Below are 26,137 nucleotides of genomic sequence, written 5' to 3'. Positions count from 1 at the left end.
TCCCTTCGGTGTTTCCGACTCTATCAGATCTTTTTCCGATCCGATTTCCTCGGTGCTTTCCAGGTTCTCGCTTTCGCGTTTCCCTTTCCGGCGGTCCAAACTCTACCAGGGTTTTTCCGGCCCTCTGAACCATCCTTTCCGCAGACATGCGGAAGGTGATCCACAGATAGGATCTGACGAGTTTGGGTGCTGCCACCAGAGGCACGCTTTCGCGCCGCCTCTCTCGGGCAGGACGACGACTGTACACAAGTCCCGGCGGCAGCGCAAACCGTTGCTGTTGGTGGTCTAGACCACTACCTGGTAGCTTCTCCGCAGAACTGCGACTACAACTGGCATACGCTGCTGCTCAGTGCGCTGTCCGGGACAGGCGGTGACGGCGCGTATGCACCCCCACTCCTTGGGAGGCCACCCATGACCACCGTGACGTCCCCGCTCGCCGGACGCGCCCTCGGACTGGCCGACGTGCCCGATCCGGTCTTCGCCGGGGCCATGGTCGGCCCGGGCACCGCCATCGACCCCGTGCGCGAGCCCTCCGAGGCCGTCTCCCCCGTGGACGGCGTCATCGTCTCCCTTCACCCGCACGCGTTCGTCGTGGTGGACGACGAGGGGCACGGCGTGCTCGTACACCTCGGCATCGACACCGTCCAGCTCAACGGCGAGGGCTTCGAGCTTCTTGTGAACAAGGGGGACAGGGTGAAGCGCGGCCAGAGCATCGTGCGCTGGAACCCCGCCGCCGTGGAGACAGCCGGCAAGTCCCCGATCTGTCCGGTCGTGGCCCTGGAGGCGACGGCCGAGTCCCTTTCCGAGGTGGTCGAGAGCGGCCAGGTGCAGCAGGGCGACAGCCTCTTCTCCTGGTCCTGACCACAGCCGCCGTCTGACGGCGTACATGAATACCCACTCGGCGGCGGGGGCCGCCGCACTAAGCGGAGACGGTGAGATGGAGACAACGCTGCGGGGCGTCGGGGTCAGCCACGGTGTGGCGATCGGCGAGGTCAGGCACATGGGAACGGCGGTGCTGGAGCCGCCGGCCAAGCAGATCGCGGCCGAGGAGGCGGAGCGCGAGCAGGCTCGCGCGCGCCAGGCCGTGGACGCGGTGGCGGCCGACCTGGTGGCACGCGGCAACCTGGCGGGCGGCGAGGCCCAGGCCGTCCTCGAGGCTCAGTCCCTCATGGCGCAGGACCCCGAGCTGATGGCGGACGTGGACCGGCGGATCACCGCGGGCAGTACGGCGGAGCGCGCGGTGTACGACGCGTTCGCGGCGTACCGCGAGCTGCTGGCCGCCGCCGGTGAGTATCTGGCGGGCCGGGTGGCCGACCTCGACGACGTGCGGAACCGGATCGTGGCCCGGCTGCTCGGCGTGCCGATGCCGGGTGTGCCGGACAGTGACGAGCCCTATGTACTGGTGGCCCGGGACCTGGCTCCGGCGGACACCGCGCTGCTCGACCCGGCGCTGGTGCTCGGCTTCGTGACCGAGGAGGGCGGGCCGACCAGCCACAGCGCGATCCTGGCTCGGGCGCTCGGTGTGCCGGCCGTGGTGGCGCTGCCGGGCGCGGTCGAGCTGGCCGAGGGTTCACTGGTCGCCGTGGACGGCAGCACGGGTGACGTGTTCGTGAACCCGAGCGAGGAGACGAGGACGCGGCTGGAGGCCGCCGCCGCCGCGCGGGTGGCCGCGCTGTCCTCCGTCAGTGGCCCGGGTGCCACGGCCGACGGGCACATGGTGCCGCTGCTCGCGAACGTCGGCGGTCCGGCGGACGTGCCCGCGGCCGTGGAGGCAGGGGCCGAGGGTGTGGGTCTGTTCCGCACCGAGTTCCTGTTCCTGGACGACAGCAAGAACGCGCCTTCGGAGGAGAAGCAGGTCGAGGCGTACCGCCAGGTCCTGGAGGCGTTCCCCGAGGGTCGTGTCGTCGTGCGCGTGCTGGACGCGGGTGCGGACAAGCCGTTGGACTTCCTCACCCCCGCCGACGAGCCCAACCCGGCGCTGGGTGTGCGCGGTCTGCGGACCCTCCTCGACCACCCGGAGATCCTGCGCACGCAGCTGACCGCGCTGGCGAAGGCCGCCGAGGGGCTGCCGGTGCGCCTTGAGGTCATGGCGCCGATGGTGGCGGACCGGGCGGACGCCAAGGCGTTCGCGGACGCCTGCCGTGAGGCGGGGCTGAACGCGAAGTACGGCGCGATGGTGGAGATCCCCTCGGCCGCGCTGCGGGCGCGCTCGATCCTCTCGGAGGTCGAGTTCCTGTCGCTGGGCACGAACGACCTCGCGCAGTACACGTTCGCCGCCGACCGGCAGGTGGGCGCGGTGTCGCGGTTCCAGGACCCGTGGCAGCCCGCGCTGCTCGACCTGGTCGCGCTGTCGGCGGAGGCGGCGAAGGCCGAGGGCAAGAGCTGCGGTGTGTGCGGTGAGGCCGCGTCCGATCCGCTGCTGGCGTGTGTGCTGACGGGTCTGGGTGTCACCTCCCTCTCCATGGGTGCGGCGTCGATTCCTTATGTGCGGGCGACGCTGGCGCAGTACACGCTGGAGCAGTGCGAGCGTGCCGCGGTCGCGGCGCGTGCGACGGACAGCGCCGACGAGGCGCGGGCGGCGGCGCAGGCCGTGCTGTCCGGCGAGTAACGGCCACCGGTCTTCCGGCGCAGGGGCGCCCCGCCTTCGGGTGGGGCGCCCCTCGGCGTTTCCCTGACGCGTTCCTCAGTGCCGGTGCTCGGGGCCATCCTCTCCGAGGTCGGGGGCCGCGCAGTAGTCGACGCCGGATTCGGGGGCGACGAGGTCGCCGGATTCGGCGTCGGTGCAGTAGGCGTCGAAGACCTCGGCGGCGGTGAGGGGTTCGAGTGCGCCCGCGCGGATGCGCCAGCCGTGGACGCGGTCGGGTCGGCCGGGGGCGGTGGTGCGCATGACGAGGCCGCCGGGACTGCGGGTGGCGAGGCCGAGGGCGAGGACGCTGGTGAATTCGATGGCCTCGGCCTGGTCGGGTTCGGCGGGTCCGGTGTCCTGTCGGTCGGCGTGGAGCACGGCGACGAGGGTTTCGGGTGGGCCGGAGACGCTGCACACGAGGTGCTGGTCGCCGGGTGGCGCTGCTTCGAGGACGCGGGCGAGGAGTGCGGCGGCGCGGATGAAGGCGGCGCGTCCGATGTCCTCGCCGCAGGTGGGGCAGGGTCCGAGGCGGGTGAGCAGGGTGGTGGCGTACTCCCAGGTGGCCTGGCGGACCGCCGCGTCGACGAGCGCGGGCAGCAGGGTGGTGAGGGGCTGGCCCTCGTAGGCGAGGGTGGGGCCGAGGTTCGCGAGTTCGGCGGTGAAGCGGCTCCGGTTGGCCGGGGCTCCGGGGTCGAGGCCGTCGGCGGTGCAGTACTCGGCGTACTCCTCGGGGTCGAAGAGGGCGAGCGTGGTGTGGCTGCCCTGTGCGGTGCGGGACTTGAGGACGGCTTCGAGGTTCTTCAGGTAGGCCGGGTGGTCGTCGAAGGGGAAGCTGTCGTAGCGCCGCATGGTCTGGAAGTCGTGGGCGTCGGTGAGGAGGCCGACGGTGCCGGCGATCTCGCGGTGCAGGGCGCGTCGCTGGGTCCGCTGGTCGGTGTGTGTCATGTGATGCCCCCGTGATGCTCGGTCGATCGATGCTCACTCACCGTAGCCGTGGGCACTGACAATGGGGCGGGGCGGAGTCGGTCGCGGATCAGGCGGTGCTGGATTCCGCAGGTCAGGGCGATGGTGGTGCCGAGGGCGGTCCAGCCGAGGGGGCCGAGGGCGAGGGCGGCGGTGACGGCGAGGGGGCCGAGGGAGCGTTGCGCGGCCTGGGCGAGGCCGTGGACGCCGAGGTAGGCGCCCTGGGCGTCGTCGGGGGCGAGGGCGACGGAGAGTTCCCAGGAGATGGTGGCGTGCAGCATCTCGGCGAGGGTGAAGAGGGCGGCAGCGACGGTGAGCAGGCAGGTGGCGCGGAGGGGGTCGCCGGTGGCGGAGAGGGTCATGGCGAGGCCGCCCGCGGCGAACACGGCGGAGAGCGGCAGAAGGAGCCGGCGGGATGCGTCGGTGGTGGCGCCGAAGCGGGAGAGCGGCACTTGGAAGGCGACGACCAGCACGCTGTTGAGCACGAGCAGCAGGGGCGCGAGGCCGTGCGGGACGCCTGGGGTGTGGGCGATCCAGAGTGGCAGGCCGACCTTGAAGTAGGTGTCGTCCAGGAAGAGGACGGTCTCGGTGCCGACGTAGGCGAGGTAGGTGCGGTCGCGCCAGGGGCTGCGGGGGCGGGTGCGTGGGGTGTCCTCGGCGGTGGCGGCGACGCGGCTCGGGGAGGGGGGTTCGGCGCAGGTCAGGGTGAGGAGGGCGACGAGGACGAAGGAGAGCGCGTCGCCGGAGAGGAGCCAGCGGTAGGCGGTGGTCGTGCCGAGGGTGAGGGCGGCGGCCGCGGCGAGGCCGCCGAGCGCCCATCCCGCGTTGGAGGCGGTGCGGTTGATGGCCTGGTAGCGGACGCGGTCGGGTCCGGCGACGCGGGTCGCGTAGAGCTTGGTGAGGATGCTGGCGGCGCGGTCGCCGAGGGCGCCGAGGGCGGAGTAGGCGACGAGCAGGCCGTAGTGGTCCGTGGTGAGGAGCGCGAACGAGGCGAGTGCGCGCAGGAGTTGGAGGCCGACCAGGACGTGGGTGAGCGGGAGCCGGTCGGCGATGCGGCCGCCGAGGGGTGCGCCCGCGATGCCGGCGGCGCCCGCGATCGCGGCGAGGGCGCCGACCTGGGCAGCGGAGAGGTGGGAGACGTAGGTGAAGTACAGGACGGAGACGGAGGCCCACAGGCCGCTGCCGATGCGGTCGAGGAAGGTGACGGCGAGCATCCGGCGTCCGTCGCGGCCTCCCGGTATGCGTGGTCGGTGGATGGCTGACCCGGGCTTCGCGGCCACGGTTCCCCCTTGCCTCGAATTCTGTACTGATACATAATCAGCAACGTGGCAACACAATATGAGATCAGCGGTACGACCGCCAAGGGGATTACGCGCTCCGTAGAACAGGGCGTGTCCGAGGGTGCGTTGGCACCGGGGGCGGCGCTGCCCCCGGTGCGGCGGCTCGCGGAGGAGCTGGGGGTGAGCGCGGGCACGGTCGCCACCGCGTACAAGGAGCTGCGGCGGCGCGGGATCGTCGTCACGCTCGGCCGGGGCGGCACGGTCGTGGCGGAGGCCCCCTCGGTCGCGTCCCGGCGGCCGCCCAAGGTGCCCGAGGGGCTGCGGGACTTGGCGGGCGGGCACCCGGATCCGGCGCTGCTCCCCGCGCTGGTGCCGCCCTCGCGCCTGTCCCCCGGCGTCCGCTCGCACCGCTCCACGCCCCGGCTCGCGCGGCTGGAGGACGCGGTGCGCGCGTGGCTGGGGGCGGACGGGGTGCCGGTGGAGCACGTGACGTTCGCGCACGGGGCGCTGGACTTCATCGGCCGGGTGCTCTCCGCCGAGCTGCGCCCCGGGGACGCCGTGGCGATGGAGGACCCCGGTTATCACCATCTGCTCGACCTGGTGGCGGCGTTGGGGCTGCGGTCGGTGTCCGTCGCCGTGGACGACGAGGGGATGCGGCCCGAGCAGTTGCGGAGCGCGCTGCGGGCCGGGGTGCGCGCGGTGGTGCTCAGTCCCCGGGCGCAGAATCCGTTCGGCGGGGCCTTCTCCACGGCGCGCCGGGACGCGCTGGCCGAGGTGCTGCGGGAGGCGCCGGACGTGCTGGTGGTGGAGAACGACCACGCCTCCGACGTGTCCGGAGCGCCGCTGCGCACGCTGTCCGGAGCCGGTCTCGCCCGCTGGGCGCACGTGCGGACGGTGAGCAAGTTCCTCGGCACCGACCTGCGGTGGGCGGCCGCCGCGTGCGACCCGGTGACGCTGGCCCGGCACGACGGGCGGCTGCTGCTGACCTCGGGCTGGGTCAGTCATCTGCTCCAGGAGACCGCGTACGGCCTGCTGACGGACGAGAGCACCCGGGGTCTGGTGACCCGGGCGCGTGCCGCGTACGCCGAGCGCCGGATGGCTCTCGCGGGGGCGCTGGCCGAGCGGGGTGCCCCGGCTCACGGGGTGAGCGGGCTGAATCTGTGGGTGCCGGTGCGCGACGAGTCGGCGGTGGTGAACGGGCTGCGTTCGCGCGGCTGGTGGGTGGCGGCCGGGGCGCGGTTCCGGCTGGCCTCGGCGCCGGGGGTGCGGATCACCACGGCGGACCTCGAACCGCCGGAGGCGGCGCGGCTGGCCTCGGACTTCGCGGCCGTGCTGGGCGAGTCCGAGGCCACCTACGGGGGTTGACCGGGGTCAGGTGCGCTTGCGGGCCAGTTCCTCGTAGAAGCCGAGCAGGCTCAGGTCGTCGATGGAGCCGGGGTTGACCGCCTTCTCCAGCGGGGTGCCCTGGAGGAGGCGTTTGACCGGGACCTCGATGCGCTTGCCGGTGAGGGTGTGCGGGACGCCGGGGACCTCGATGATCTCGTCCGGGATGTGGCGCGGGGAGAGCTGCTCCCGGATGGCCTTCCTGACGCGGTCGCGCAGGGCGTCGTCCAGGACGGTGTCGGGGGCGAGGTGGACGAAGAGGGGCATCCAGTAGCCGCCGTCGGGCTGTTCGATGCCGATGACGAGGGACTCCTTGATCTCGGGCAGCCGCTCGACCACCTCGTAGATGTCGGCGGAGCCCATGCGGACGCCCTGGCGGTTGAGGGTGGAGTCCGAGCGGCCGTGGATGATCACCGAGCCGCGTGAGGTGACGGTGATCCAGTCGCCGTGGCGCCAGACGCCGGGGTAGGTCTCGAAGTAGCTCTCGCGGTACCGGCTGCCGTCGGGGTCGTTCCAGAAGCGGACCGGCATGGAGGGCATGGGGTTGGTGACGACCAGTTCGCCGACCTCGTCCACCAGGGGCTTGCCGCTGGGGTCCCAGGACTGGAGGTCGGTGCCGAGGCCGGGCGCCTGGAGTTCGCCGGTGTGGACCGGCAGGGTCGGCACGGCTCCGGCGAAGCAGGAGCAGACGTCGGTGCCGCCGCTGACGGAGGCGATCCAGAGGTCGTCGCGGACCTCGTCGTGCAGCCAGCGGAAGCCGTCGGGGGGCAGCGGGGAGCCGGTGGTGGCGACGCACTGGACCGTGGAGAGGTCGAAGTCGCGGGCGGGGTGCACGCCGGCTTTCCGGCAGGCCATGACGTAGGCGGCGGAGGTGCCGTAGAGCGTGGCGCGGGTGCGCTCGGCGACGCGCCACTGGGCGCCGGTGTCGGGGAAGCCCGGGCTGCCGTCGTACAGGACGATCGTCGTGCCGGTGAGCAGACCGGAGACGAGGAAGTTCCACATCATCCAGCCGGTCGAGGTGTACCAGAAGAAGCGGTCCTCGGGGCCGAGGTCGCAGTGCAGGCCGAGCTGCTTGAGGTGCTCGACGAGGATGCCGCCCTGGGACTGGACGATGGCCTTGGGCAGTCCGGTGGTGCCGGAGGAGTAGAGCACCCACAGGGGGTGGTCGAAGGGGACCTGTTCGAAGACGGGCTCGGTGTCGTCGGCGGTCAGCGCCGACCAGTCGAGGGCGCCCTCGGGGGCGTCGGTGCCGAGGAGCGGGATGTGGACGACCGCGCGCAGGGTGGGCAGTTCGCGGCGCAGTTCGGCGACGGTGTCGCGGCGGTCGTGCTCCTTGCCGCCGTAGCGGTAGCCGTCGACCGTGAACAGGACGACGGGTTCGACCTGCTGGAAGCGGTCGAGGACGCTGCGGGCGCCGAAGTCGGGGGCGCAGGAGGTCCACACGGCGCCGACGGCGGCGGTGGCGAGCAGGGCGACGACGGCCTCGGGGATGTTGGGGAGGTAGCCGCTGACGCGGTCGCCGGGGCGTACGCCGAGGTCGCGCAGGCGGGCGGCCAGCGAGCCGACCTGGCGGCGCAGCTCGGCCCAGGTGACGGGGCGCGGTTCGTGGGTCTCGTCGACACGGAGGAGGGCCGCGTCGTCCGGGCGCTCCGCGGCGGCGCGCAGGGCGTGTTCGGCGTAGTTGACGGTGGCGCCGGGGAACCACTGGGCGCCGGGCATGGAGCGGTCGCCGAGCACGCGCGCGTACGGCGTGCCGAAGCGGACGTCGAACCACTCGGTGACCGCCCGCCAGAAGGACTCCGGCTCGGTGACGGACCACTGGTGCAGCGCGAAGTAGCCGCCGTCGGCGGGGGCGCCGTGGTGGTCGGCGGCCCATGCCTGGAACCGGGTGATGCGGGCCCGGTCGATCCGTTCGGGATCGGGCTGCCAGAGCGGCTGGGGGTTCGCGGTGGACATGGGGCGGCTCCCGGGCTGTACGCGTCGTTGCGTCTCCTGCGTCCGCGCCGAGGTGTGTGCGGGACGGCTGACAGGGACGATGCCATGTGATCGACTTCTGCACCAGGGCACGCCCCACACAGTCGGGGCCGGTTATATGTGGTCCGGGCCTGGGTGAACGGCAGTTGAACGGCCCGCCCGGGTGGGGCGCTCAGTGACAGGGTGAGCAGCATGGACGGTCGTGACCTGGTGCGTTCGATGGGTGAGGTCGGTTCGGGGCGGGCAGCCCGGGCGGTGCGGACGTGGCGGGCCGCCTGGCGCAGGCGGCGTGCCGACGCCGTGGGGCTGCCGCCGCGCGGGGCTGAGCGGGCGCGGGTGCCGGGGCAGGTGCGGGAGTCGGTGCCGGAGCCGGGCGGCGGGGTGCTGCGGTTCGAGCGGTCGGAGCTGCGGATCGTGGTGACGGCGGGCGGCGCCGTGTTCTGGGGCTGGGACGGGGCGGGACCCGAGCCGTCGTACGCGCTGGCCGGGGGCTGCCCCGAGGCCGACCCCCGGGTGGTTCTCGAGCCGGACAAGGACGGCGGCTGGCGGGTGGTGTCCGAGCGGGCCACGGTGACGGTCTCGCGGCACGGGGCGGTGGAGGTGTGCACGCCGGGCGGGGTGGTGCTGCGGCGGGATCTGCCGCCGCGCTGGTGGGAGCCGGTCGGCGGGGGTGAGGCGCGGTGGACGCTGCGCTCGGAGGTGGCGGCGGACGCACGGTTCTTCGGCCTGGGAGGCCGGGCGTCGGGTCCTCGGCTGAGGGACGGCGCGTACCGGTTGTGGAACGCCGGCCCCGGGCAGGGGGGCGAGCCGCGCACCGCCGTGCCGGTGCAGTTGGTGGTGGCGGACGCGGGGGCGCATCTGGTGTTCCACGACACGACGTGGGACGGCACGGTGATCCTGCGGGAGGGCGAGGAGGGTGCCGGGTCGGGGCACGACCGGGCGGGGCGCTGCGAGGTGCGGATGGACGGGGGTCCGCTGCGCTGCTGGGTGGTGGTGGGCACTCCCGCGCGCGTCCTGGGCACGTGGGCGTCGCTGACGGGTGCGGCCGCGCTGCCGCCGGCGTGGGCGCTGGGACACCATCACGTGCCGGGGCGGCTGAGCGGCGAGGAGGAGCTGCGGCGACTCGTCGCGGGGTACCGGGAGCGGGAACTGGCGCTGGACGCGGTGCATCTGGGGGCCGGGTGGCACGGCGAGGCGTTCACCCTGGACGAGGAGCGGTTCCCGAAGCTCGCGGTGGTGGCCGAGGAACTGGCGCGGGACGGGATACGGCTCGTGTCGGAGACCGCTCCCGCCGTGCGGGCGGTGCCGGGCGGGGCGGTGCTCGCGTCGGGGTCCGCGGCGGACGCGTTCGTGCGGGACGGCTCCGGGCGAACGGTGCGGGGCGAGGCGTGGTGCGGGGAGTCGTACTTCCCCGACTTCACGCACGCGCGCGTCCGCGCCTGGTGGGGCGGGCTGCACCGGGAGCGGCGGGAGCAGGGGTTCGCGGGTGTGTGGCACACCATGGACGCGCCGACGGTGCTGAGCGCCTTTGGTGAGCCGACGTTGCCGCGTTCGGCGCGGCACGCGCTGGAGGGGCGCGGTGGTGATCACCGGGAGGCGCACAACGTGTACGGCCTCTCCATGGCGCGTGCCGCGTACGAGGGGCTGCGCGAACTGGCGCCCCGGGAGCGGCCCTTCGTGGTGTCCGGGGCCGGCTGGGCGGGGGCGCAGCGCTACGGCGGGGTGTCGGCCGGGGGCGCGGTCACGGACTGGCCGGGGCTGCGGGCGTCGTTGGCGGAGGTGCTGGGTCTCGGACTGTGCGGGGTGCCGTACGCGGGAGTGGACGTCGACGGGGGCGTGGCGCCGGAGCTGTATCTGCGGTGGCTGCAACTGGGCGCGTTTCTGCCGCTGTTCCGTACGCGCGCGCGGGGGCGTGCCGGGGCCGGGGAACCGTGGGAGGTCGGTCCGGCGGTACTGGAGCACGTGCGCGGGGCGCTGGCGGAGCGGCGGCGGCTTTCGCCGTACTTCGTGACGCTGGCGCACCTGGCGCGGCGGACCGGGACGCCGTGCGTACGGCCGGTGTGGTGGGGGGCGCCGGAGGACCGGGCGCTGCGGGACTGCGGGGACGCGTTCCTGCTCGGGGACGCGCTGCTGGTGGCGCCGGTGCTGGCGCCGGGGGCGGACCGGCGGGCGGTGCGGCTGCCGCGCGGGCGCTGGTACGACACGGCGACGGAGCGGGTGTACGAGGGTCCGGCGCAGGTGCTGGTGGAGGCGCCGATGTCCCGGATACCCGTGCTCGCGCGCGCGGGTGCGGTGCTGCCGGTGCGGGGGGCGGACGGCGGGACGGAGCTGGAGGTATGGGCTCCCGCCGAGGGGCGCACGGGCGGCGGACTCGTGGTGCGGGACGCGGGCGACGGCTGGGAGAAGGCGGGCACCGAGCGGTACGCGGTGCGCCGGCGGGGTGCGGAGGTGGTGGTCACCCTGGAGGGGGAGGACGGCTCGGCGGAACCGTCCTGCCCGGTGCGGATACGGGGGCTGGGGTGAGCGGGGCGGGTCAGATGTAGCGGCCCTCGAACCAGGCCCGCGCGGCGAGGGTGTGCAGCGGGAAGGCGAGTTCGTCGGGGGTGCGCAGCAGGTGCCAGCCCTCGGTCTCGTCGGTCGCGGCGGAGGCGGGGAGGGTGTCGGCGGGGCGTTCCGGCAGGAGCCCGAAGAGGAGGAGGTGGCCGTCGGGGGCGCTCATGGCGTCCATGAGCCGCACGTCCCGGGCCGCCGCCTCGATGCCGGTCTCCTCCTTGAGCTCGCGGACGAGGGCGTGCCGCCAGTCCTCGCGGTCGTCGACGTAGCCGCCGGGCAGGGCGATGCCGCCGCGCTCGGGACCGACGGTGCGGGTGATGACGACCAGCGCGGTGCCCTGGGTGTCGTAGACGGGCTGGAGCGCGACGGCCACGGGCAGCGGGTTGCGGTAGGCGACGGTGCCGCAGGCCGGGCAGGTGCGCGGCCAGCCGGTGATGCTCTCCCCGTAGGGGGCTCCGCAGCTCGAACAGTGCGAGCCGGGCGCGGAGTTGACAGGTGAGTGCTGAGATTCGGACACGCGCGGACTGTATCCGATCAGAGGTGGGGCGTCTCCTGTCGCCTCTTCAGTCGCCTCTTCTGTCGTCTCTTCTGTCGTCTCTTCTGTCGTCGGGGGTTCATGGTGGACGCCGGAGGCGCGGTCAGCCGGTGACGGTGCGGCGGCGTTCGGCGGCCTGCTCCATGGCGTGCCGTACGACCCCGATGAGGACCTCCTTGACCGACTCGCGATCGCGGGCGTCGCACAGCAGCAACGGCACACCGGGATCGAGGTCGAGAGCCTGGCGGACCGTCTCCGCCGGGTAACGGTCGGCGCCCTCGAAGCAGTTGACGGCGATGACGAAGGGGATCGCGCGCCGCTCGAAGTAGTCGACGGCGGCGAAGCAGTCCTCCAGGCGGCGGGTGTCGGCGAGGACGACCGCGCCCAGCGCGCCCTCCGACAGTTCGTCCCACATGAACCAGAACCGCTCCTGCCCCGGCGTGCCGAACAGGTAGAGCACGAGGTCCGCGCGCAGGGTGATGCGGCCGAAGTCCATGGCGACCGTGGTGGTGTGCTTGCCCTCGATGCCGCTGAGGTCGTCCACGGGGCGCCCGGCCTCGGTGAGGAGTTCCTCGGTGCGCAGCGGGCGTATCTCGCTGACCGCGCCGACCAGGGTGGTCTTGCCGACGCCGAAGCCGCCCGCCACCAGGATCTTGAGCGTGACGGGCTCGACCGGGGGCTTGGCGCGTTCAGGTCGTCGGAAGACCATCGGTCTCTTCTCCTGCTCGGTGGTGGTCGGAGGACGGCGGGCCGTAGCCGCCGCCACCGGGGGTTTCGATGACGAGTACGTCGCCGGGTCCGACCTCGGCCGAGCCGCTGCCGCCCAGATCGGTCACGGTGCCGTCGGCGTGCTCCACCCGGTTGGCGCCGAGCGCGCCGGGCGCGCCGCCCGCCATGCCGTAGGGCGGGACACGGCGGTGCTGGGAGAGCGTGGAGACGGTCATGGGCTCCAGGAAGCGGATCCGGCGCACCACGCCGTCGCCGCCGCGCTCTTGGCCCGCGCCGCCGCTCCCCCGCCGTACGGCGAACTCCTCGAGGCGGACGGGCAGCCGCCATTCGAGGATCTCGGGGTCGGTGAGGCGGGAGTTGGTCATGTGGGTCTGTACGGCGTCGGCGCCCGGGTAGCCGGGTCCGGCGCCGGAGCCCGAGGCGACCGTCTCGTAGTACTGGTGGCGTTCGTTGCCGAAGGTGACGTTGTTCATGGTGCCCGAGCCCTCGGCCTGGACACCGAGCGCGGCGTAGAGGGCGCCGGTGAGGGCCTGGGAGGTCTCGACGTTCCCGGCGACGACGGCGGCGGGCGGCTCGGGCGCGAGCATCGAGCCGGACGGCACGACGATGTCCAGTGGGCGCAGACAGCCGTCGTTGAGCGGGATGTCGTCCGCGACCAGGGTGCGGAAGACGTAGAGGACGGCGGCGTGGACGACCGAGGTGGGGGCGTTGAAGTTGGTGCCGAGCTGGGGTGAGGTGCCGGTGAAGTCGATGGTGGCGCGGCGTGCGGCGCGGTCCACGCGCACGCGCACGCGGATGACCGCGCCGGAGTCGGTCTCGTAGGCGTACTCGCCATCGTCCAGGGCGTCGATGACACGGCGGACCGCTTCCTCGGCGTTGTCCTGGACGTGCCGCATGTACGCCTGGACGACGTCGAGGCCGAACTCCTCGATCATCCGGCGCACTTCGTCGACGCCCTTCTGGTTGGCGGCGATCTGGGCGCGCAGGTCGGCGAGGTTGGTGCGGACGTTGCGGCTGGGGTACGGCGCCTCGGTGAGCAGGCGGCGGGTCTCCTCCTCGCGGAGGCGGCCGTCCTCGGTCAGCGGCCAGTTGTCGAAGAGGACGCCCTCCTCGTCGATGGTGCGGCTGTGGGCGGGCATGGAGCCCGGCGCGATGCCGCCGATCTCGGCGTGGTGGCCGCGTGAGGCGACGTGGAAGAGGACGGGGGGCTCACCGTCCGTGCCGGTCGCGTCGTCGGCGCCGAACACCGGGGTGATCACGGTGACGTCGGGGAGGTGGGTGCCGCCGTGGTACGGGTCGTTGACGGCATAGGTGTCGCCCGGGCGCATGGCGGGGCCCCGGCGGCGGACGACCTCCTTGACGGCGGTGCCCATGGAGCCCAGGTGGACGGGGATGTGGGGGGCGTTGGCGACCAGGTTTCCGTCCGGGTCGAAGAGGGCGCAGGAGAAGTCCAGGCGTTCCTTGATGTTGACGGACTGGGCCGTGGATTCGAGCCGGGCGCCCATCTGTTCCGCGATCGACATGAAGAGGTTGTTGAAGACCTCCAGCAGCACCGGATCGACTTCCGTGTCCGGCCGGGAACTCTGCGTGACGGAGGTCCGTTCCATGACCAGATGTCCGTCGTCGTTCGCCGCGGCCCGCCAGCCGTCGTCGACCACGGTGGTGGACCCGGCCTCGGTGATGACCGCGGGGCCGGCGACGGTCTCGCCGGGAGGAAGCGCCTCGCGGCGGTGGAGGGGTACGTCGCGCCAGGTGCCGCCGGTGTGGAGGCGGGCGGTGCCGGGTTCGGCGGGCCGGCCCTCGTAGGGGGCGAGGGCGGAGAGGTCGGGGGGCGGGGTGAGGCCGGTGGCTTCGACGGAGAGGGATTCCACGACGACGGGGCGGTCCAGCGTGAAGGAGTACGTGGCGCGATGACGTTCCTCGAAGGCGTGCAGCATCGTGTCGGGGTCGGTCAGTTCGACGGTCAGGGCGGTGTCGGTGCCGTCGTAGCGCAACTGGGCGCGGCGGACGGTCTCGACGCGGTCGTCGGGGACGTGCTCGGCGCGCAGTTCGGCACGGGCCGCTTCCTCCAACTCGGCTGCTACTCGCAGGACTTCGGGCATCGAGTCGTCGGAGAGGGCCGCCTCGACGGACTGTTCGCGCATGGCGGTGGTGTCGGCCAGTCCGATGCCGAGCGCGGAGAGCAGTCCCGCCATGGGCGGCACGAGGACGGTGCGGATACCGAGGGCGTCCGCGACCCGGCAGGCGTGCTGGCCGCCCGCGCCGCCGAAGGTGGTCAGCGCGTAACGGGTGACGTCGTGGCCCTGCTGGACGGAGATCCGCTTGACGGCGTTGGCGATGTTCGCGACGGCGATCCGCAGATAGCCCTCGGCCACGTCCTCCGGGGTGCGGTCGTCGCCGGTGTGGTCGCGGATCTCTGCCGCGAGTTCGGTGAAGCGGTCACGGACGAGGTCCGCGTCCAGGGACTGGTCGCCGTCCGGGCCGAAGACGGCCGGGAAGTGGGCGGGCTGGATGCGGCCGAGCATCACGTTCGCGTCGGTGACCGTGAGGGGGCCGCCCGCGCGGTAGCAGGCGGGACCGGGTTCGGCGCCGGCCGAGTCGGGGCCGACGCGGTAGCGGGAGCCGTCGAAGTGCAGCACCGAGCCGCCGCCGGCCGCCACGGTGTGGATGTCGAGCATGGGCGCGCGCAGCCGCACGCCCGCGATGCGGGTGGTGAGGACCCGCTCGTACTCCCCCGCGTAGTGCGAGACGTCGGTGGAGGTGCCGCCCATGTCGAAGCCGATGACCCGGTCGAACCCGGCGAGGCGCGACATCCGCGCCATGCCGACGATGCCGCCTGCCGGGCCGGACAGGATCGCGTCCTTGCCGCGGAACCGGTGCGCCTCGGTGAGGCCGCCGTTGGACTGCATGAACATCAGCCGTACGTCGCGCAGTTCGTCCGCGACGCGACGGACGTAGCGGTGCAGCACGGGCGAGAGGTAGGCGTCGACCACGGCGGTGTCGCCGCGCGGGACGAGCTTCATGAGCGGGCTGACCTCACTGGACAGCGAGATCTGCGGGAAGCCGATCCGCTCCGCGAGTTCCCCGACGGCCTGCTCGTGGGCGGGGTGCAGATGGCTGTGGAGGCAGACGACGGCGACCGCGCGGATGCCGTCGTCGTGGGCGCTGCGCAGCTCCCGTTCGAGCGCGCCGAGGTCGGGCGCGCGCAGCACGGTGCCGTCGGGGGCGATCCGCTCGTCCACCTCCAGGACGCGCGCGTGGAGCTGCTCGGGCAGTTCGATGCGGCGGGCGAAGATGCGCGGGCGGTCCTGATAGGCGATGCGCAGGGCGTCGCGGAAACCGCGCGTGATCACCAGGAGCGTGCGTTCGCCCTTGCGCTCCAGCAGGGCGTTGGTCGCCACGGTCGTGCCCATACGGACGGAGTCGACGCCCTCCGGGGAGCCGCCGAGCAGTTCGCGGACCCCGGCGACGGCCGCGTCGGCGTACCGCGCCGGGTTGTCCGAGAGCAGTTTGCGGGTGAGCAGGGTGCCGTCGGGGCGGCGCGCCACGATGTCGGTGAAGGTGCCGCCCCGGTCGATCCAGAACTGCCAGCCTGCCATGTCACCACCCTGCTTCCGCGCCGGTCACAGTGCCCGGAGGCCGTCGATCACGTCGCGCAGGATACCTTCGTCCGGCAGTTCCGCCGGGGGTACCGGACGCGTCACATGGACGAATCGCGCGTGCACGAGGTCCCCGATGAACACGCGCACCACGCCGACGGGCAGGTCGAGCCCGGCGGCGAGTTCGGCGACCGACTGCGGGGTGTCGCGGCAGAGTCCGACGATCTCCACGTGCTCGGGGGCCAGTTCCGGGTCCGCCTCCGGGTCGGCCGCGTCGGGTTCCGTCACGACGACCGCGATCAGGTCGAGGAACTCCTGGGTACCGCTCGTGGTGCGGCCGCGTGTCATGGCGTACGGACGGACGACGGGACCTGCCTCGTCGTCGAACCAATGACGGCCTCCCTGGCCCTTGCGGCTCATGCTCTACGACTACCCGCCCGCGCGCGGGGTGCTGCTCAGGTGGACGCCGACCCGCTTGACCAGGAGCGTCATCTCGTAGGCGACCTGGCCCACGTCGGAGTCGGCGTCCGCGAGGACGGCGAGGCAGCTTCCGTCGCCCGCGGCGGTGACGAACAGGAAGGCGTCGTCCAGTTCGACCACGGTCTGGCGGACGCTGCCCGCGTCGAAGTGGCGGCCGACCCCCTTGGCGAGGCTGTGGAAGCCGGAGGCCACGGCGGCCAGGTGTTCGCTGTCCTCCCGGGTGAGGTCCTTGGACACGCCGGTGGCGAGGCCGTCGCCGGAGAGCACGACGGCCTTGCGGATGCTGGCGACGCGGTCGACGAGTTCGTCCAGGAGCCAGTTCAGCTCCTTCTTCACGGTCTCCGAGTGGCCGATCGTCTTCGGTGCGGTCATCGACCGTCTCCCTTGGTCGTTCCTGGTGCTGTGCCGTGGCGGGCCTCGTCGCCCGCCGCGTTCTCGTCGCGGCCGCGTTGCCAGCCGCGTTGCAGCGCGGCCATGCGGGTGCGGACCTCGTCGGCGTCCCGCGGGGGCGGCTCCGCCGGCTGTGCCGTGGTCCGCCGACGGGAATCCTGCTTCAACTGCGGTGCCAGGCTGGCCTGGCGGACCCGCCTGGGGAGGGGGGCGGTCGTTCCCTCGTCGGCGGGCGGGACTTCGGCCGGCCTGCCACGGGGACTCGGGGTGCCCTCGTGGGCGGCCGCCGTGGGGCGGCGCCGGGGAAGCTCCTGGGACGGGGAGGTCCACGGGGTCACGGGCCGGGGCGACTCCGGGGTGTCGGGCCGGCCCGGCGGAGTGGGGGCGTCCATACCGGTGGGGTCGCCGGGCGCGGCGGTGTCGCGGGACCAGGCGGAGCCGGTCGCGGGTGCGGGGCCGAGGACGCCGGTGGGGTCCGGGAAGCCCGTCGGGCCGGTGGGGTGGACCGGGTCGTCGCCGGGGGCCGCCACGTCCCTGCGATCGGTGAAGCCCGTGAAGGGGGTGGCGTCGTCGGCGTACGCCGAGACGTCGGGGCCGAGCACGCCCATCGGGTCGGGGAAGCCGGTGGGGGCGACGGGGCCGGACAGGCCCGCGAGGCCGCGGAAGCCGCCGGAGCCGTGGGACTCGGTGTCGCCGGAGGGTCCGTCGTGGCCGTTCAGACCCGAGCGACCGGCCGGGTCGGCCAGGTCCCCGCGGCGCACGGGGCCGGTCGGGCTCGCGGTACCGGACGGATCGGCGGTGTCCGTCGCATCCGTGAGCACCTCGTCCTCGTCCCGGGGTCTGCGGTGCCGGGTCGGGAGCGGGGGCGGGGTGCGTGGGGGCAGGGCCGTTTCCGCTTCCGGGTCCGCGGCGGGGACGTAGCCGCGGGGGCGGAAGATGGCGCCGCGTTCGGTCTCGGTGTCTCCGATGGCGCCGGGGAAGTCGTCGGGGTCGGACGGCGCGGCGGGGAGTGCGGGGAGGGGGGCCGCGGGGCTCTTCGTCAGGCGCGCCGGGTCCAGGCGGATGCCGAGGCCGTTGGTGCCGGGGTCGTCGTCGCTGAGGAGGGCGTCGGGGATGAAGACGACGGCCGTGGTGCCGCCGTAGGGGGACGGCTGGAGAGAGACGCGGACCTTCTGGCGGCGGGCGAGGCGGCTGACCACGAAGAGGCCGAGCCGGTCGGTGTCGGAGAGTTCGAACTCGGGGGTCTCCGCGAGCCGGAGGTTGGCGTCGAGGAGCGTGTCGGCGGTCATGCCGAGTCCCCGGTCGTGGATCTCCAGCGTGAAGCCGTTGCCGACCCGTTCTCCGACGACCTGGACGGCGGTGTGCGGCGGGGAGAACACGGTGGCGTTCTCGAGGAGTTCGGCCACGAGATGGGTGAGGTCGGAGACGGCGGGTCCGGTGACGGCGATGCTGGGCAGCCGCCGTACCTCGATGCGCTCGTAGTCCTCGACCTCCGCGATGGCGGCGCGTACGACGTCCATCAGGCGGATGGGGCGGCGCCACTGCCGCGAGGGCACGGCGCCGGAGAGGATCACCAGGCCCTCGGCGTGCCGGCGCATACGGGTGGTGAGGTGGTCCAGGCGGAAGAGGTCCGCGAGTTCGGCGGTGTCCTCGGTGCGGCGCTCCATGGTGTCGAGCAGGGTGAGCTGCTTGTGCAGCAGCACCTGGCTGCGGCGGGCGAGGTTGACGAAGACCTCGGAGACACCGGCGCGCAGCTCGGCCTGTTTGACGGCGGCCTCGACGGCGGCGCGCTGGAGGGTGTTGAGCGCCTGGCCGACCTCGCCGATCTCGTTCTTGTCGTACTCGCGCCGGGGCACCTCGCTCTCCACGTCGACCTGTTCGCCGGTGGTGAGACGGCGCATCAGGTTGGGCAGCCGGGTGCCGGACGCCTCGTGCGCCTCGCGGCTGAGCTGCCGCAGGTCGCGGATGAGGCGGCGGCCGACGCGTACGGAGAGGACGAGGGAGACGAGGACGGCGACGAGGCCGAGGACGCCGACCACGGCGGCCTGGGCGATGACGCCGATGGCGACGGGCTGGACGCGGTCGCGGAAGCGGTCGCCCGCCTGCTGGTCGAGCTTGGCGAGTTCGTAGAGGACTCCGCTCGCGGCGGCCTTCCAGCCGGTGGCGGTGACGCCGCGCGGGGGGCCGGAGTCGGTGGCCACGACGTTGCGTTCGGCCACGCGCAGCGGGGCGGTGGCGGCGTTGCGCCAGAAGTGCTCGTAGCGCTCGCGCTCCGCGGCGGGCAGCAGCGGCAGGCTGATGTCGTAGAGCAGGTCGCGCTGGGCGACGAGGTCGGAGATCTGCCGGGTCTCGGCGCGGGTGAGGCGGCCGACGACGAGCGAGGAGGCGAGCAGGGCGTCCTCGCGGGAGAGGAGTTCGCGGGCGCGGGTGGTGTTGACCAGGGCGGCCGCCTGCTTGTCCATCTCCACGTCGTCGATGCCGTCGACGGCGACGATCAGGGCGTAGCAGGGGTCGACGAGCCGGTTGTAGAGGTCGAGGGCCTCGGCGCGGGTGACGGTGCGCTCCTCGACACCGCGGCGCAGGGACTCCAGGCCGCCGAGGGCGTCCAGGACGGCGGTGAGGCGTTCGCCGTCCTCTCCGCGTACGGCCGCACGGGTGTCGCGGTCGCGTGCGTTCGCATGCAGCCGGGCGACGGCCCTGTCGGTGTCGGTGCGGGCGCGGTGCAGGGAGGCGAGGGCGTCGGCGGCGCGCGGGTCGGCGAGGTAAACGAGGCTCTGGCGGCGTTCGCCCTGAAGGAGGCGGACGGTGTCCTCGGTGGGGTGGCCGATGTCCTCGACGGTGCGGGAGACGCGCAGCATCCGCGTGACCTCGCGCCCCGTCAGCACCGTGGCGAAGCCCCAGACGGCGGTCAGGGACACCAGGGGCACGAGCAGGAGCGCCACGATCTTCCGGCGGATCGACTTCCCGCGAAAGCGCATGGCCTCCCCCAACTCGGCCCGCGCCGGGCGCGGGAGTGTGGATGTCCCGACTCGGAACGGCGCGAGCCTACTACCGCCCCACGCGTAACTCGAAGACACGTCTGACGCGTGAACTCCCTTGTGGACAAAGGAAGATGGCGAGTTGTCAGGGCATTGGGTGAGATTGCCGCCGCACCGGACACGGTCATGGGCGCCGGGGGCCGAAATCGCACGGACGGCGGTTGGCCGAAATTTTTCCCGGACCGGGAATCTTCGGGCCGTCCCGTGCGTCCTTGTCCATGGGGAACGCACGGGGAGTCGGCGGGGACACGGGGACGGAATCGGCCACAGGAGCCGCGTCCCGCGTCCCGGCGGCGTAAATCAGCGCAAGCCGGGCAGCCACTGGGGAGTCGGAGCTTTCGGTTCCGGGGCGAGCGGTGTGCCGGCGGTGGGGAGTGACACGGTGATGGGCACGGCGGAGCGGCGCGAGGCGCCCGAGAAGAGCGTGGCGGTGCGCTCGGCGCCCGGTCGGGACCGAAAGGTGCCCGGTCAGGTGGGCGGCACGCACGAGTACGCGTACGAACGGTCCCGGGAGCACGCGGCGCGGGAGCGCCCCGGGGAGTACGACGAGAGCGCGCGGGCCGCGTACCGGCCGCTGTGGGTGGAGGAGCCCGCGCGGCGGCGTCGGCTGCCCGATCCGGTGCGGACGTCGGCGGTGCGGGCCGTGCTGCTCATCTCGGTGACGCTGATCCAGGCGATGGTGGCGTTCCTGTGCGCGATGGCGGGATCCTGGCCGGCCTTCCCCATGGTGATCAGCAGCGTGGTGAGTACGGTGGTGGCGACCTGGTCGGTGGTGGACGTCTGGGTGACGCGCCAGGTGTGGAACCAGCGGAACGGCGTGGTCTCCGAGCCCAGCAGCACGGCGCGGTCGCTGCGCCGGGAGCGGCGGGCGGCGCGGCGGCGCGAGCGGGCCGGGCGGCGGGACCAGGAACGGATAACCGGGCGGGGCGCCGGGCGGCTGTCCCACTCGTAGGAGCGTGCGGACTCGTCGTCCGCGGAGGTTCGTCGCACGCGGCCACGTCGGCCGGGAGTCCTCAGAACGCGGCCGGCTGGGCCTCCTTCTCCTCCCGGCCGAGTTCCCGCCGGATGCGGGTGAAGGGCTTGGGCCGGTCCACCGCGAGGACGGCGACGGTGCGGCCGTCGCGTTCGTAGCGGGCGAGGAAGCCCTCCGGGCCGGGCGCGCCGTCGGCGAGGGTGCCCTCCGTGACGCGGACGGTGTCGCCCTCGCGGCGGCTGCCCGCGAACTGGAGCCGGGATCCGTACTGTTCGGACCAGAAGTACGGCACCGGGCGGCCGGTCTCGCGGGTGTGCCCGGCGAGCAGGCCGGCGACGGCCGTGCGGGGCTGGAGGGTCGCGGCGGTCCAGTGCTCGGAGCGGATCCCGTCGACGCGGGCCACGTCACCGGCCGCGACCACCTGGGGCAGCGGGGTCGCGCATCCCGCGTCGCAGAGCACGCCGTCGCGCAGCGGCAGTCCGGAGCCCGCGAGCCAGTCGGTGTTCGGGGTCGCGCCGATGCCCGTGACGACGAGGTCGGCGGGAAGCGTGCGGCCGTCGGCGAGGTCCACGGCGGTGACGGTGCGGGTGCCCCGCAGGGCGGCGACGCCCGTGCCGGTGATCAGGCGGACCCCGGCGCGGCGGTGCAGTGCGGCGCAGACGGCGGCCATCTCGGGTCCGAGCTGGGGCAGCAACGGGAGCGGGGCGGCCTCCACGACCGTGACCTCGTGGCCGAGTACGGCACAGGAGGAGGCGGTCTCGGCGCCGATGAAGCCTCCGCCGATGACGACGACCCGGCGCGGGCCCTCGGTGAGCGCGGTGCGCAGGGCCCGGGCGTCGTCCAGGGTGCGCAGGGTGTGGACGCCGGTGGGCACGGGGCCGGGCAGACGGCGGGCGCGGGCTCCGGTGGCGATGACGACGCCGTCGGTGGTGACCGTGCGGCCGGTGTGGAGCCGGACCCTGCGGGTGCGGGGGTCGAGCCCGGTCGCGCGGACGCCGAGGAGCCATTCGGCGCCGAGCGCGGCCCGGTCCTCGGCGTCGGTGAGGGCGAGGACCGATTCGTCGGCGCGTCCGGTGAGGAAGTCCTTGGACAAGGGCGGGCGGTCGTAGGGGCGGTGGGGTTCGTCGCCGACGATCACCAGTCGGCCGTCGAAGCCCTGGGCGCGCAGTTCCCGGGCGGCGTACAGCCCGGCGAGGGAGGCGCCGACGACGGTCACGGTCCTCATGCCGCGGTGCCCTCCCGCGCGGTGAGGTGGATGTGGACGACGCCGTCCTCCACGGTGACGCGGTGGGTGCGCACGGGCCGCCGTGCGGGGAGGCATGTCGGCTCGCCCGTGCGCAGATCGAAGGAGGCGGCGTGCAGCGGGCATTCGACCAGGCAGCCCTCCAGCCAGCCCTCGGAGAGGGAGGCGTCCTGGTGGGTGCAGGTGTCGTCGATGGCGTACAACGCGCCGTCGTCGGTGCGGAACACGGCGACCGGCGGTGTGGTCGCGACGCGGACGGACTCGCCCTCGGGAAGGTCATCGAGGCGGCAGACGGGAATCACGGACCCCCCTGAATGGGAACGCGGAAGCGGAGAGACGGAAGCGGAACCGCCGAGGCCGGGCCGCGAGGACCGGGCCGTGGAGGCGGTGGAGCGGGGACGGCGCTGCGTAGACGGGGATGTGAAGGCGCGGATGTGAAGACATGACGTGCCGTCGACACCGGGCGGCCGGAGCCCTTCCGGGATACCGACGCTTCGGTAACATGATGTTCCGTATGGCGCACGTTCCTGCGCTGTGCGCAACAGAATCCGCGCGGGAGGACCGTCGCGTCAAGGGCTTCCCGCAGATGCGGCCCGAACCGGGCCGGCGATGGGGAGAGTTGAGCCATGAGCCGCACGCAGAAGCGCTCCGGCCGCGACGGGGCGACCACGGCGGAGGGCAGCGCTCAGGAGCGGGGCGGGGGTGATGCCGCCCAGGAACGCGGCGGTGGACGGGGCGGCGCCGGCGCGGTGCAGTCGGTGGACCGCGCGGTCAGCGTGCTGGAGATCCTGGCCCGGCACGGCGAGGCAGGGGTCACCGAGATCGCCGACGAGCTGGACGTGCACAAGTCCACGGCGTTCCGGCTGCTCGGCGTCCTGGAGAACCGGGGCCTGGTGGCCCAGGCCAAGGACCGGGGCAAGTACTACCTCGGCGCCGGGGTGCTGCGCCTGGCCGGGGCGGCGGCCGTACGCCTCGACATCTCGCAGGAGGGCGTGCCGGTCTGCCGCGAGGTGGCGGACGAGCTGGGCGAGACGGTGAACATCGCGGTCCTGGACGACGACGCGGCCGTCAACATCATGCAGGCCCGGGGCACCGCCTCGGTGACCGCGCAGAACTGGCTCGGCAGACGCAGCCCCCTGCATGCGACCTCCAGCGGCAAGGTGCTGCTCGCGCATCTGCCCCCGACCCTGCGCGAGGGCCTGCTCGCCCGCCCGCTGCACCGCTTCACCGAGCGGACGGTCACCGGCGCGGCGATGCTGCGGGCGGAACTGGAGGCGGTCGTGGAGCAGGGCTACGCCATGACGGTCGAGGAGCTGGAGCTGGGCCTTGCCGCCGTGGCAGCGCCGGTCCGTTCCCACGACGGCAAGGTGATCGCGGCGATCACGGTGTCGGGGCCGGTGTACCGGTTGACCGCGGACCGGCTGCCGGAGGTGGCGAAGCGGGCCGTGGCGGCGGGCGCCGAGCTGTCCCGGCGGATGGGGTACGGCTTCTGACGCAGCGTCGATTCACAAGGTCAACACCCGCGCGGGGCACGGTTTTCCGGCCCCGCGCGGTGGTGTGTCCGGCAGGTTTCGGCCGTCGGATTCCTTTTGCCAAGGGTTAACGCGCGCCCCTTGACGGTCCGGTGAGGGCGTTCTCACTATGTTCCTCATCGCGCAACCCATCGTGCACCGCGCAACAGGAGAGGAGCCTGTCGTGCCACACGAGGTCTGTGTCTCCGTCTGTGTCTTCACCGCTGTCCCCGGCCGCCCGGAGCGGGGCGTGGTGCCGTGTCCGACGGTGGTTCCGTGACACCCCGGGTGGTCGTCGTCGGAGCCGGGATCGTCGGCTGTTCCCTGGCGGACGAGCTGACCGCGCGCGGTTGGACGGACGTCACCGTGCTGGAGCAGGGGCCGTTGCCCGCGCCGGGCGGTTCCACCTCGCACGCACCGGGGCTCGTCTTCCGTACCGGTCCGTCGCGGACGCTGACGCGGTTCGCCGCGTACACCGTCGAGAAGTTCTCCTCGCTCGACGTGGGCGGTGTGCCGTGCTTCGAGCCGGTCGGCGGTCTGGAGCTGGCCACCACCCCGGAACGCCTGGCCGACCTGCATCGCCGGGCCGGGTTCGCCGCCTCCTGGGGCGTCCCCGGCGAGGTGGTCGGTGCGGCCCGCTGCAAGGAACTCTGGCCGCTGCTCGACGAGTCGGTGGTGCTCGGCGGCTTCCACACCCCCGGCGACGGGCTGGCCCGCGCGGTGCTCGCCTCCCGCGCCCAGATGGACCGGGCGGTCGCGCGGGGTGCCCGCTTCCTGGACCGGCACACGGTGACGGGTGTCGAGCGGGAGGACGGCCGGGTCACCGGAGTGCACACCGACCGGGGCTTCTTCGCGGCCGACCATGTGGTGTCGGCGGCCGGGTTCTGGGGTCCGGTCGTGGGACGGATGGCCGGGGTCGAGGTGCCGTTGCAGCCCCTGGCGCACCAGTACGCCCGGACCCGTCCGCTGCCCGAGCTGAGCGGGGCGACGGCCGAGGCGACGCGGCCGATCCTGCGCTTCCAGGACGCCGACCTGTACGTCCGCGAGCACGGCGACCGGATCGGCATCGGCTCGTACGCGCACCGGCCGCTGCCCGTGGACCCGTTCGCGGTGCCCGCGTACGACGCGGCGCGGGCGGCGGGGCGTGACATGCCGTCCTCGTACCCGTTCACCGACGAGGACTGGGAGCCGAGCTGGGCGGAGTGCCGACGGCTGCTGCCCGCGCTGCGGGAGACGGAGATCGAGAGCGGGTTCAACGGGGTGTTCTCCTTCACCCCGGACGGGATGCCGGTGCTCGGGGAGTCCCGGGAGTTGCGCGGGTTCTGGCTGGCCGAAGCGGTGTGGGTGACGCACTCGGCCGGTGTGGCGCGGGCGGTGGCCGAGTGGATGGTTGACGGGCGGCCGTCGATCGATGTGCACGACTGCGATGTCACGCGGTTCGAGGAGGCACAGCGTTCACAGGGGTATGTCCGTGAACGCGGTTCACAGCAGTTCGTCGAGGTGTACGACGTCATCCACCCCCTCCAGCCGATGGAGCGGCCACGGCCCCTGCGCGTGAGCCCCTTCTACACACGCCAGCAGGAGCTGGGCGCGTACTTCCTGGAGGGCGGCGGCTGGGAGCGCCCGCACTGGTACGAGGCGAACGCGCCACTGGTGGCGGAGCTCGGGGGCGGAGAGACACCCGGCGCCCCCGGGGTCCTCGGCGCCCTCGCGGACCTCCCGGCGCGCGACCCCTGGGCCGCCCGCCACTGGTCCCCCGTCGCCGTCGCCGAGGCCCGCGCCACCCGTGAGCGCGTCGCCCTCTACGACATGACCCCGCTGCGCCGCCTGGAGGTCACCGGCCCCGGCGCGCTCGCCTTCCTCGACCGCCTGACCAGCAACAACCTCCGCAAGAAGCCCGGCGCGGTCACCTACACCCTGCTCCTGGACGAGTCCGGCGGCGTCCGCTCCGACCTCACCGTCGCCCGCCTGGGTCCCGAGCACTTCCAGGTGGGCGCCAACTCCCCCGCCGACCTCGACCACCTCCTCCGACAGGCCCCCACCGGAGGTCCCTCCCGCTCGAGCGAAGCCGGGAGTGCGGGAGTCCACATCCGGGACATCACGTCCGGCACCTGCTGCGTCGGTGTCTGGGGCCCGCTCGCCCGCGACCTCGTGCAGCCGCTGACCGGCGACGACTTCTCCCACGAGGGCTTCGGCTACTTCCGCGCCAAGCGGACGTACCTCGGACACGTGCCGGTCACGGCGCTGCGGCTGAGCTATGTGGGGGAACTCGGCTGGGAGCTGTACACGACCGCCGACCTGGGGCTCCGGCTCTGGGACACCCTGTGGGAGGCGGGCCGCGACCTCGGGGTGATCGCCGCGGGCCGCTCCGCCTTCAACTCACTGCGGCTGGAGAAGGGCTACCGTGCCTGGGGCACCGACATGACCACCGAAGACACCCCCTACGAGGCGGGACTCGGCTTCGCGGTCCGCATGGACAAGGAGCACTTCACCGGGCAGGAGGCCCTGCGCGCCCGGCCCGGACCCACCCGCGCGCTGACCCCGCTTCTCCTCGACGACCCCGCCGCCGTGGTCCTCGGCAAGGAGCCCGTGCACCTCGACGGGGTCCCGGCGGGGTACGTGACCAGCGCCGCCTACGGCTACACGCTCGGCCGGTGCATCGCCTACGCGTGGCTGCCGGCCGGGCTCGCCCCGGGCACCGGCGTGCACATCGAGTACTTCGGCGAGAAGCTTCCGGCGACGGTGGCCGAGGAGCCGCTGTTCGACCCGGGGATGAGCCGCATCCGCCGCTGACCGGACCCGCTTCCGGCAGACCCGTCCGCCGCCGTCCGCACCCACGACCGGCCCGCCGCAGAACCGT

18 protein-coding genes are annotated in these 26,137 nt (G+C 73.4%); 7 read left to right on the top strand and 11 right to left on the bottom strand.

Annotation, left to right across the window (positions count from 1 at the left end; translation table 11 throughout):
• Positions 1-411 precede the first annotated feature (411 nt).
• On the top strand, positions 412-861 hold the full coding sequence (locus ACWEEU_RS28135; protein ID WP_385745550.1) for a PTS sugar transporter subunit IIA: 450 nt from the start codon (positions 412-414) through the stop codon (positions 859-861).
• 76 nt (positions 862-937) lie between these two features.
• Positions 938-2,608, top strand: a complete 1,671-nt coding sequence (ptsP, locus tag ACWEEU_RS28130) for a phosphoenolpyruvate--protein phosphotransferase (protein ID WP_385745548.1) — start codon at positions 938-940, stop codon at positions 2,606-2,608.
• Positions 2,609-2,683: 75 nt separating this feature from the next.
• Here the strand turns inward: ptsP and ACWEEU_RS28125 are convergent, their stop codons facing one another.
• Both ACWEEU_RS28125 and ACWEEU_RS28120 read right to left on the bottom strand, forming a co-directional pair.
• Complete coding sequence (locus ACWEEU_RS28125; RefSeq protein ID WP_451736000.1) at positions 2,684-3,571, bottom strand: hypothetical protein; 888 nt, start codon at positions 3,569-3,571, stop codon at positions 2,684-2,686.
• On the bottom strand, positions 3,568-4,803 hold the full coding sequence (locus ACWEEU_RS28120) for an MFS transporter (protein ID WP_451735997.1): 1,236 nt from the start codon (positions 4,801-4,803) through the stop codon (positions 3,568-3,570). Before ACWEEU_RS28120 ends, ACWEEU_RS28125 begins: the two co-directional genes overlap by 4 nt.
• A gap of 111 nt (positions 4,804-4,914) precedes the next feature.
• Between ACWEEU_RS28120 and ACWEEU_RS28115 the strand changes: the two genes are divergently transcribed.
• Positions 4,915-6,234: an aminotransferase class I/II-fold pyridoxal phosphate-dependent enzyme gene (locus tag ACWEEU_RS28115; protein WP_451735994.1), complete on the top strand. Its 1,320-nt coding sequence runs from the start codon at positions 4,915-4,917 to the stop codon at positions 6,232-6,234.
• 6 nt (positions 6,235-6,240) lie between these two features.
• On the opposite strand, the gene ACWEEU_RS28110 is transcribed toward ACWEEU_RS28115, so the two are convergent.
• Positions 6,241-8,208 carry an acetoacetate--CoA ligase gene (locus ACWEEU_RS28110; RefSeq protein ID WP_451735991.1) on the bottom strand — a complete coding sequence of 656 codons (1,968 nt, stop codon included), beginning with the start codon at positions 8,206-8,208 and terminating at the stop codon, positions 6,241-6,243.
• 210 nt (positions 8,209-8,418) lie between these two features.
• Between ACWEEU_RS28110 and ACWEEU_RS28105 the strand changes: the two genes are divergently transcribed.
• Positions 8,419-10,749, top strand: a complete 2,331-nt coding sequence (locus ACWEEU_RS28105) for a glycoside hydrolase family 31 protein (RefSeq protein ID WP_451735988.1) — start codon at positions 8,419-8,421, stop codon at positions 10,747-10,749.
• 10 nt (positions 10,750-10,759) lie between these two features.
• Here ACWEEU_RS28105 and ACWEEU_RS28100 read toward each other — a convergent pair whose 3' ends face one another.
• The 6 genes from ACWEEU_RS28100 to ACWEEU_RS28075 form a co-directional block, all read right to left on the bottom strand.
• On the bottom strand, positions 10,760-11,296 hold the full coding sequence (locus ACWEEU_RS28100) for an NUDIX domain-containing protein (protein WP_385745536.1): 537 nt from the start codon (positions 11,294-11,296) through the stop codon (positions 10,760-10,762).
• A gap of 121 nt (positions 11,297-11,417) precedes the next feature.
• Positions 11,418-12,023 (bottom strand): GTP-binding protein, encoded by a 606-nt coding sequence (locus tag ACWEEU_RS28095; RefSeq protein WP_199587978.1) that lies wholly within the window; start codon positions 12,021-12,023, stop codon positions 11,418-11,420.
• Positions 12,004-15,642, bottom strand: a complete 3,639-nt coding sequence (locus ACWEEU_RS28090) for a hydantoinase B/oxoprolinase family protein (protein ID WP_451735985.1) — start codon at positions 15,640-15,642, stop codon at positions 12,004-12,006. Before ACWEEU_RS28090 ends, ACWEEU_RS28095 begins: the two co-directional genes overlap by 20 nt.
• Before the next feature lie 24 nt (positions 15,643-15,666).
• On the bottom strand, positions 15,667-16,062 hold the full coding sequence (locus ACWEEU_RS28085) for a DUF742 domain-containing protein (protein WP_385745532.1): 396 nt from the start codon (positions 16,060-16,062) through the stop codon (positions 15,667-15,669).
• Between the two features lie 9 nt (positions 16,063-16,071).
• Positions 16,072-16,494 carry a roadblock/LC7 domain-containing protein gene (locus tag ACWEEU_RS28080; protein ID WP_385745531.1) on the bottom strand — a complete coding sequence of 141 codons (423 nt, stop codon included), beginning with the start codon at positions 16,492-16,494 and terminating at the stop codon, positions 16,072-16,074.
• The gene (locus tag ACWEEU_RS28075; protein WP_451735981.1) at positions 16,491-19,490 is read right to left on the bottom strand and encodes a nitrate- and nitrite sensing domain-containing protein; all 3,000 of its coding nucleotides are present in this window, start codon (positions 19,488-19,490) and stop codon (positions 16,491-16,493) included. Before ACWEEU_RS28075 ends, ACWEEU_RS28080 begins: the two co-directional genes overlap by 4 nt.
• A gap of 445 nt (positions 19,491-19,935) precedes the next feature.
• Between ACWEEU_RS28075 and ACWEEU_RS28070 the strand changes: the two genes are divergently transcribed.
• Positions 19,936-20,502, top strand: coding sequence for a hypothetical protein (locus tag ACWEEU_RS28070; RefSeq protein WP_451736007.1), 567 nt, complete (start codon positions 19,936-19,938; stop codon positions 20,500-20,502).
• 61 nt (positions 20,503-20,563) lie between these two features.
• Here ACWEEU_RS28070 and ACWEEU_RS28065 read toward each other — a convergent pair whose 3' ends face one another.
• On the bottom strand, positions 20,564-21,748 hold the full coding sequence (locus tag ACWEEU_RS28065; RefSeq protein WP_451735978.1) for an NAD(P)/FAD-dependent oxidoreductase: 1,185 nt from the start codon (positions 21,746-21,748) through the stop codon (positions 20,564-20,566).
• Entirely contained in the window at positions 21,745-22,068 is a 324-nt protein-coding gene (locus ACWEEU_RS28060; protein WP_385745526.1) for a bifunctional 3-phenylpropionate/cinnamic acid dioxygenase ferredoxin subunit, read from the bottom strand. The genes ACWEEU_RS28065 and ACWEEU_RS28060 overlap by 4 nt, the downstream gene beginning before the upstream one ends.
• A 324-nt stretch (positions 22,069-22,392) precedes the next feature.
• Between ACWEEU_RS28060 and ACWEEU_RS28055 the strand changes: the two genes are divergently transcribed.
• Together ACWEEU_RS28055 and ACWEEU_RS28050 are read left to right on the top strand one after the other, a co-directional pair.
• Positions 22,393-23,259, top strand: coding sequence for an IclR family transcriptional regulator (locus tag ACWEEU_RS28055; protein ID WP_451735975.1), 867 nt, complete (start codon positions 22,393-22,395; stop codon positions 23,257-23,259).
• Between the two features lie 294 nt (positions 23,260-23,553).
• A complete protein-coding gene (locus ACWEEU_RS28050) occupies positions 23,554-26,070 on the top strand; it encodes a GcvT family protein (RefSeq protein WP_451735972.1) in 2,517 nt (838 codons plus the stop codon).
• Positions 26,071-26,137 lie beyond the last annotated feature (67 nt).

It is taken from the genome of Streptomyces sp. NPDC005004 (assembly GCF_053600675.1).
Note: the sequence above shows the minus strand (reverse complement) of the source record. Positions and strands in the feature narration are given on the sequence as shown.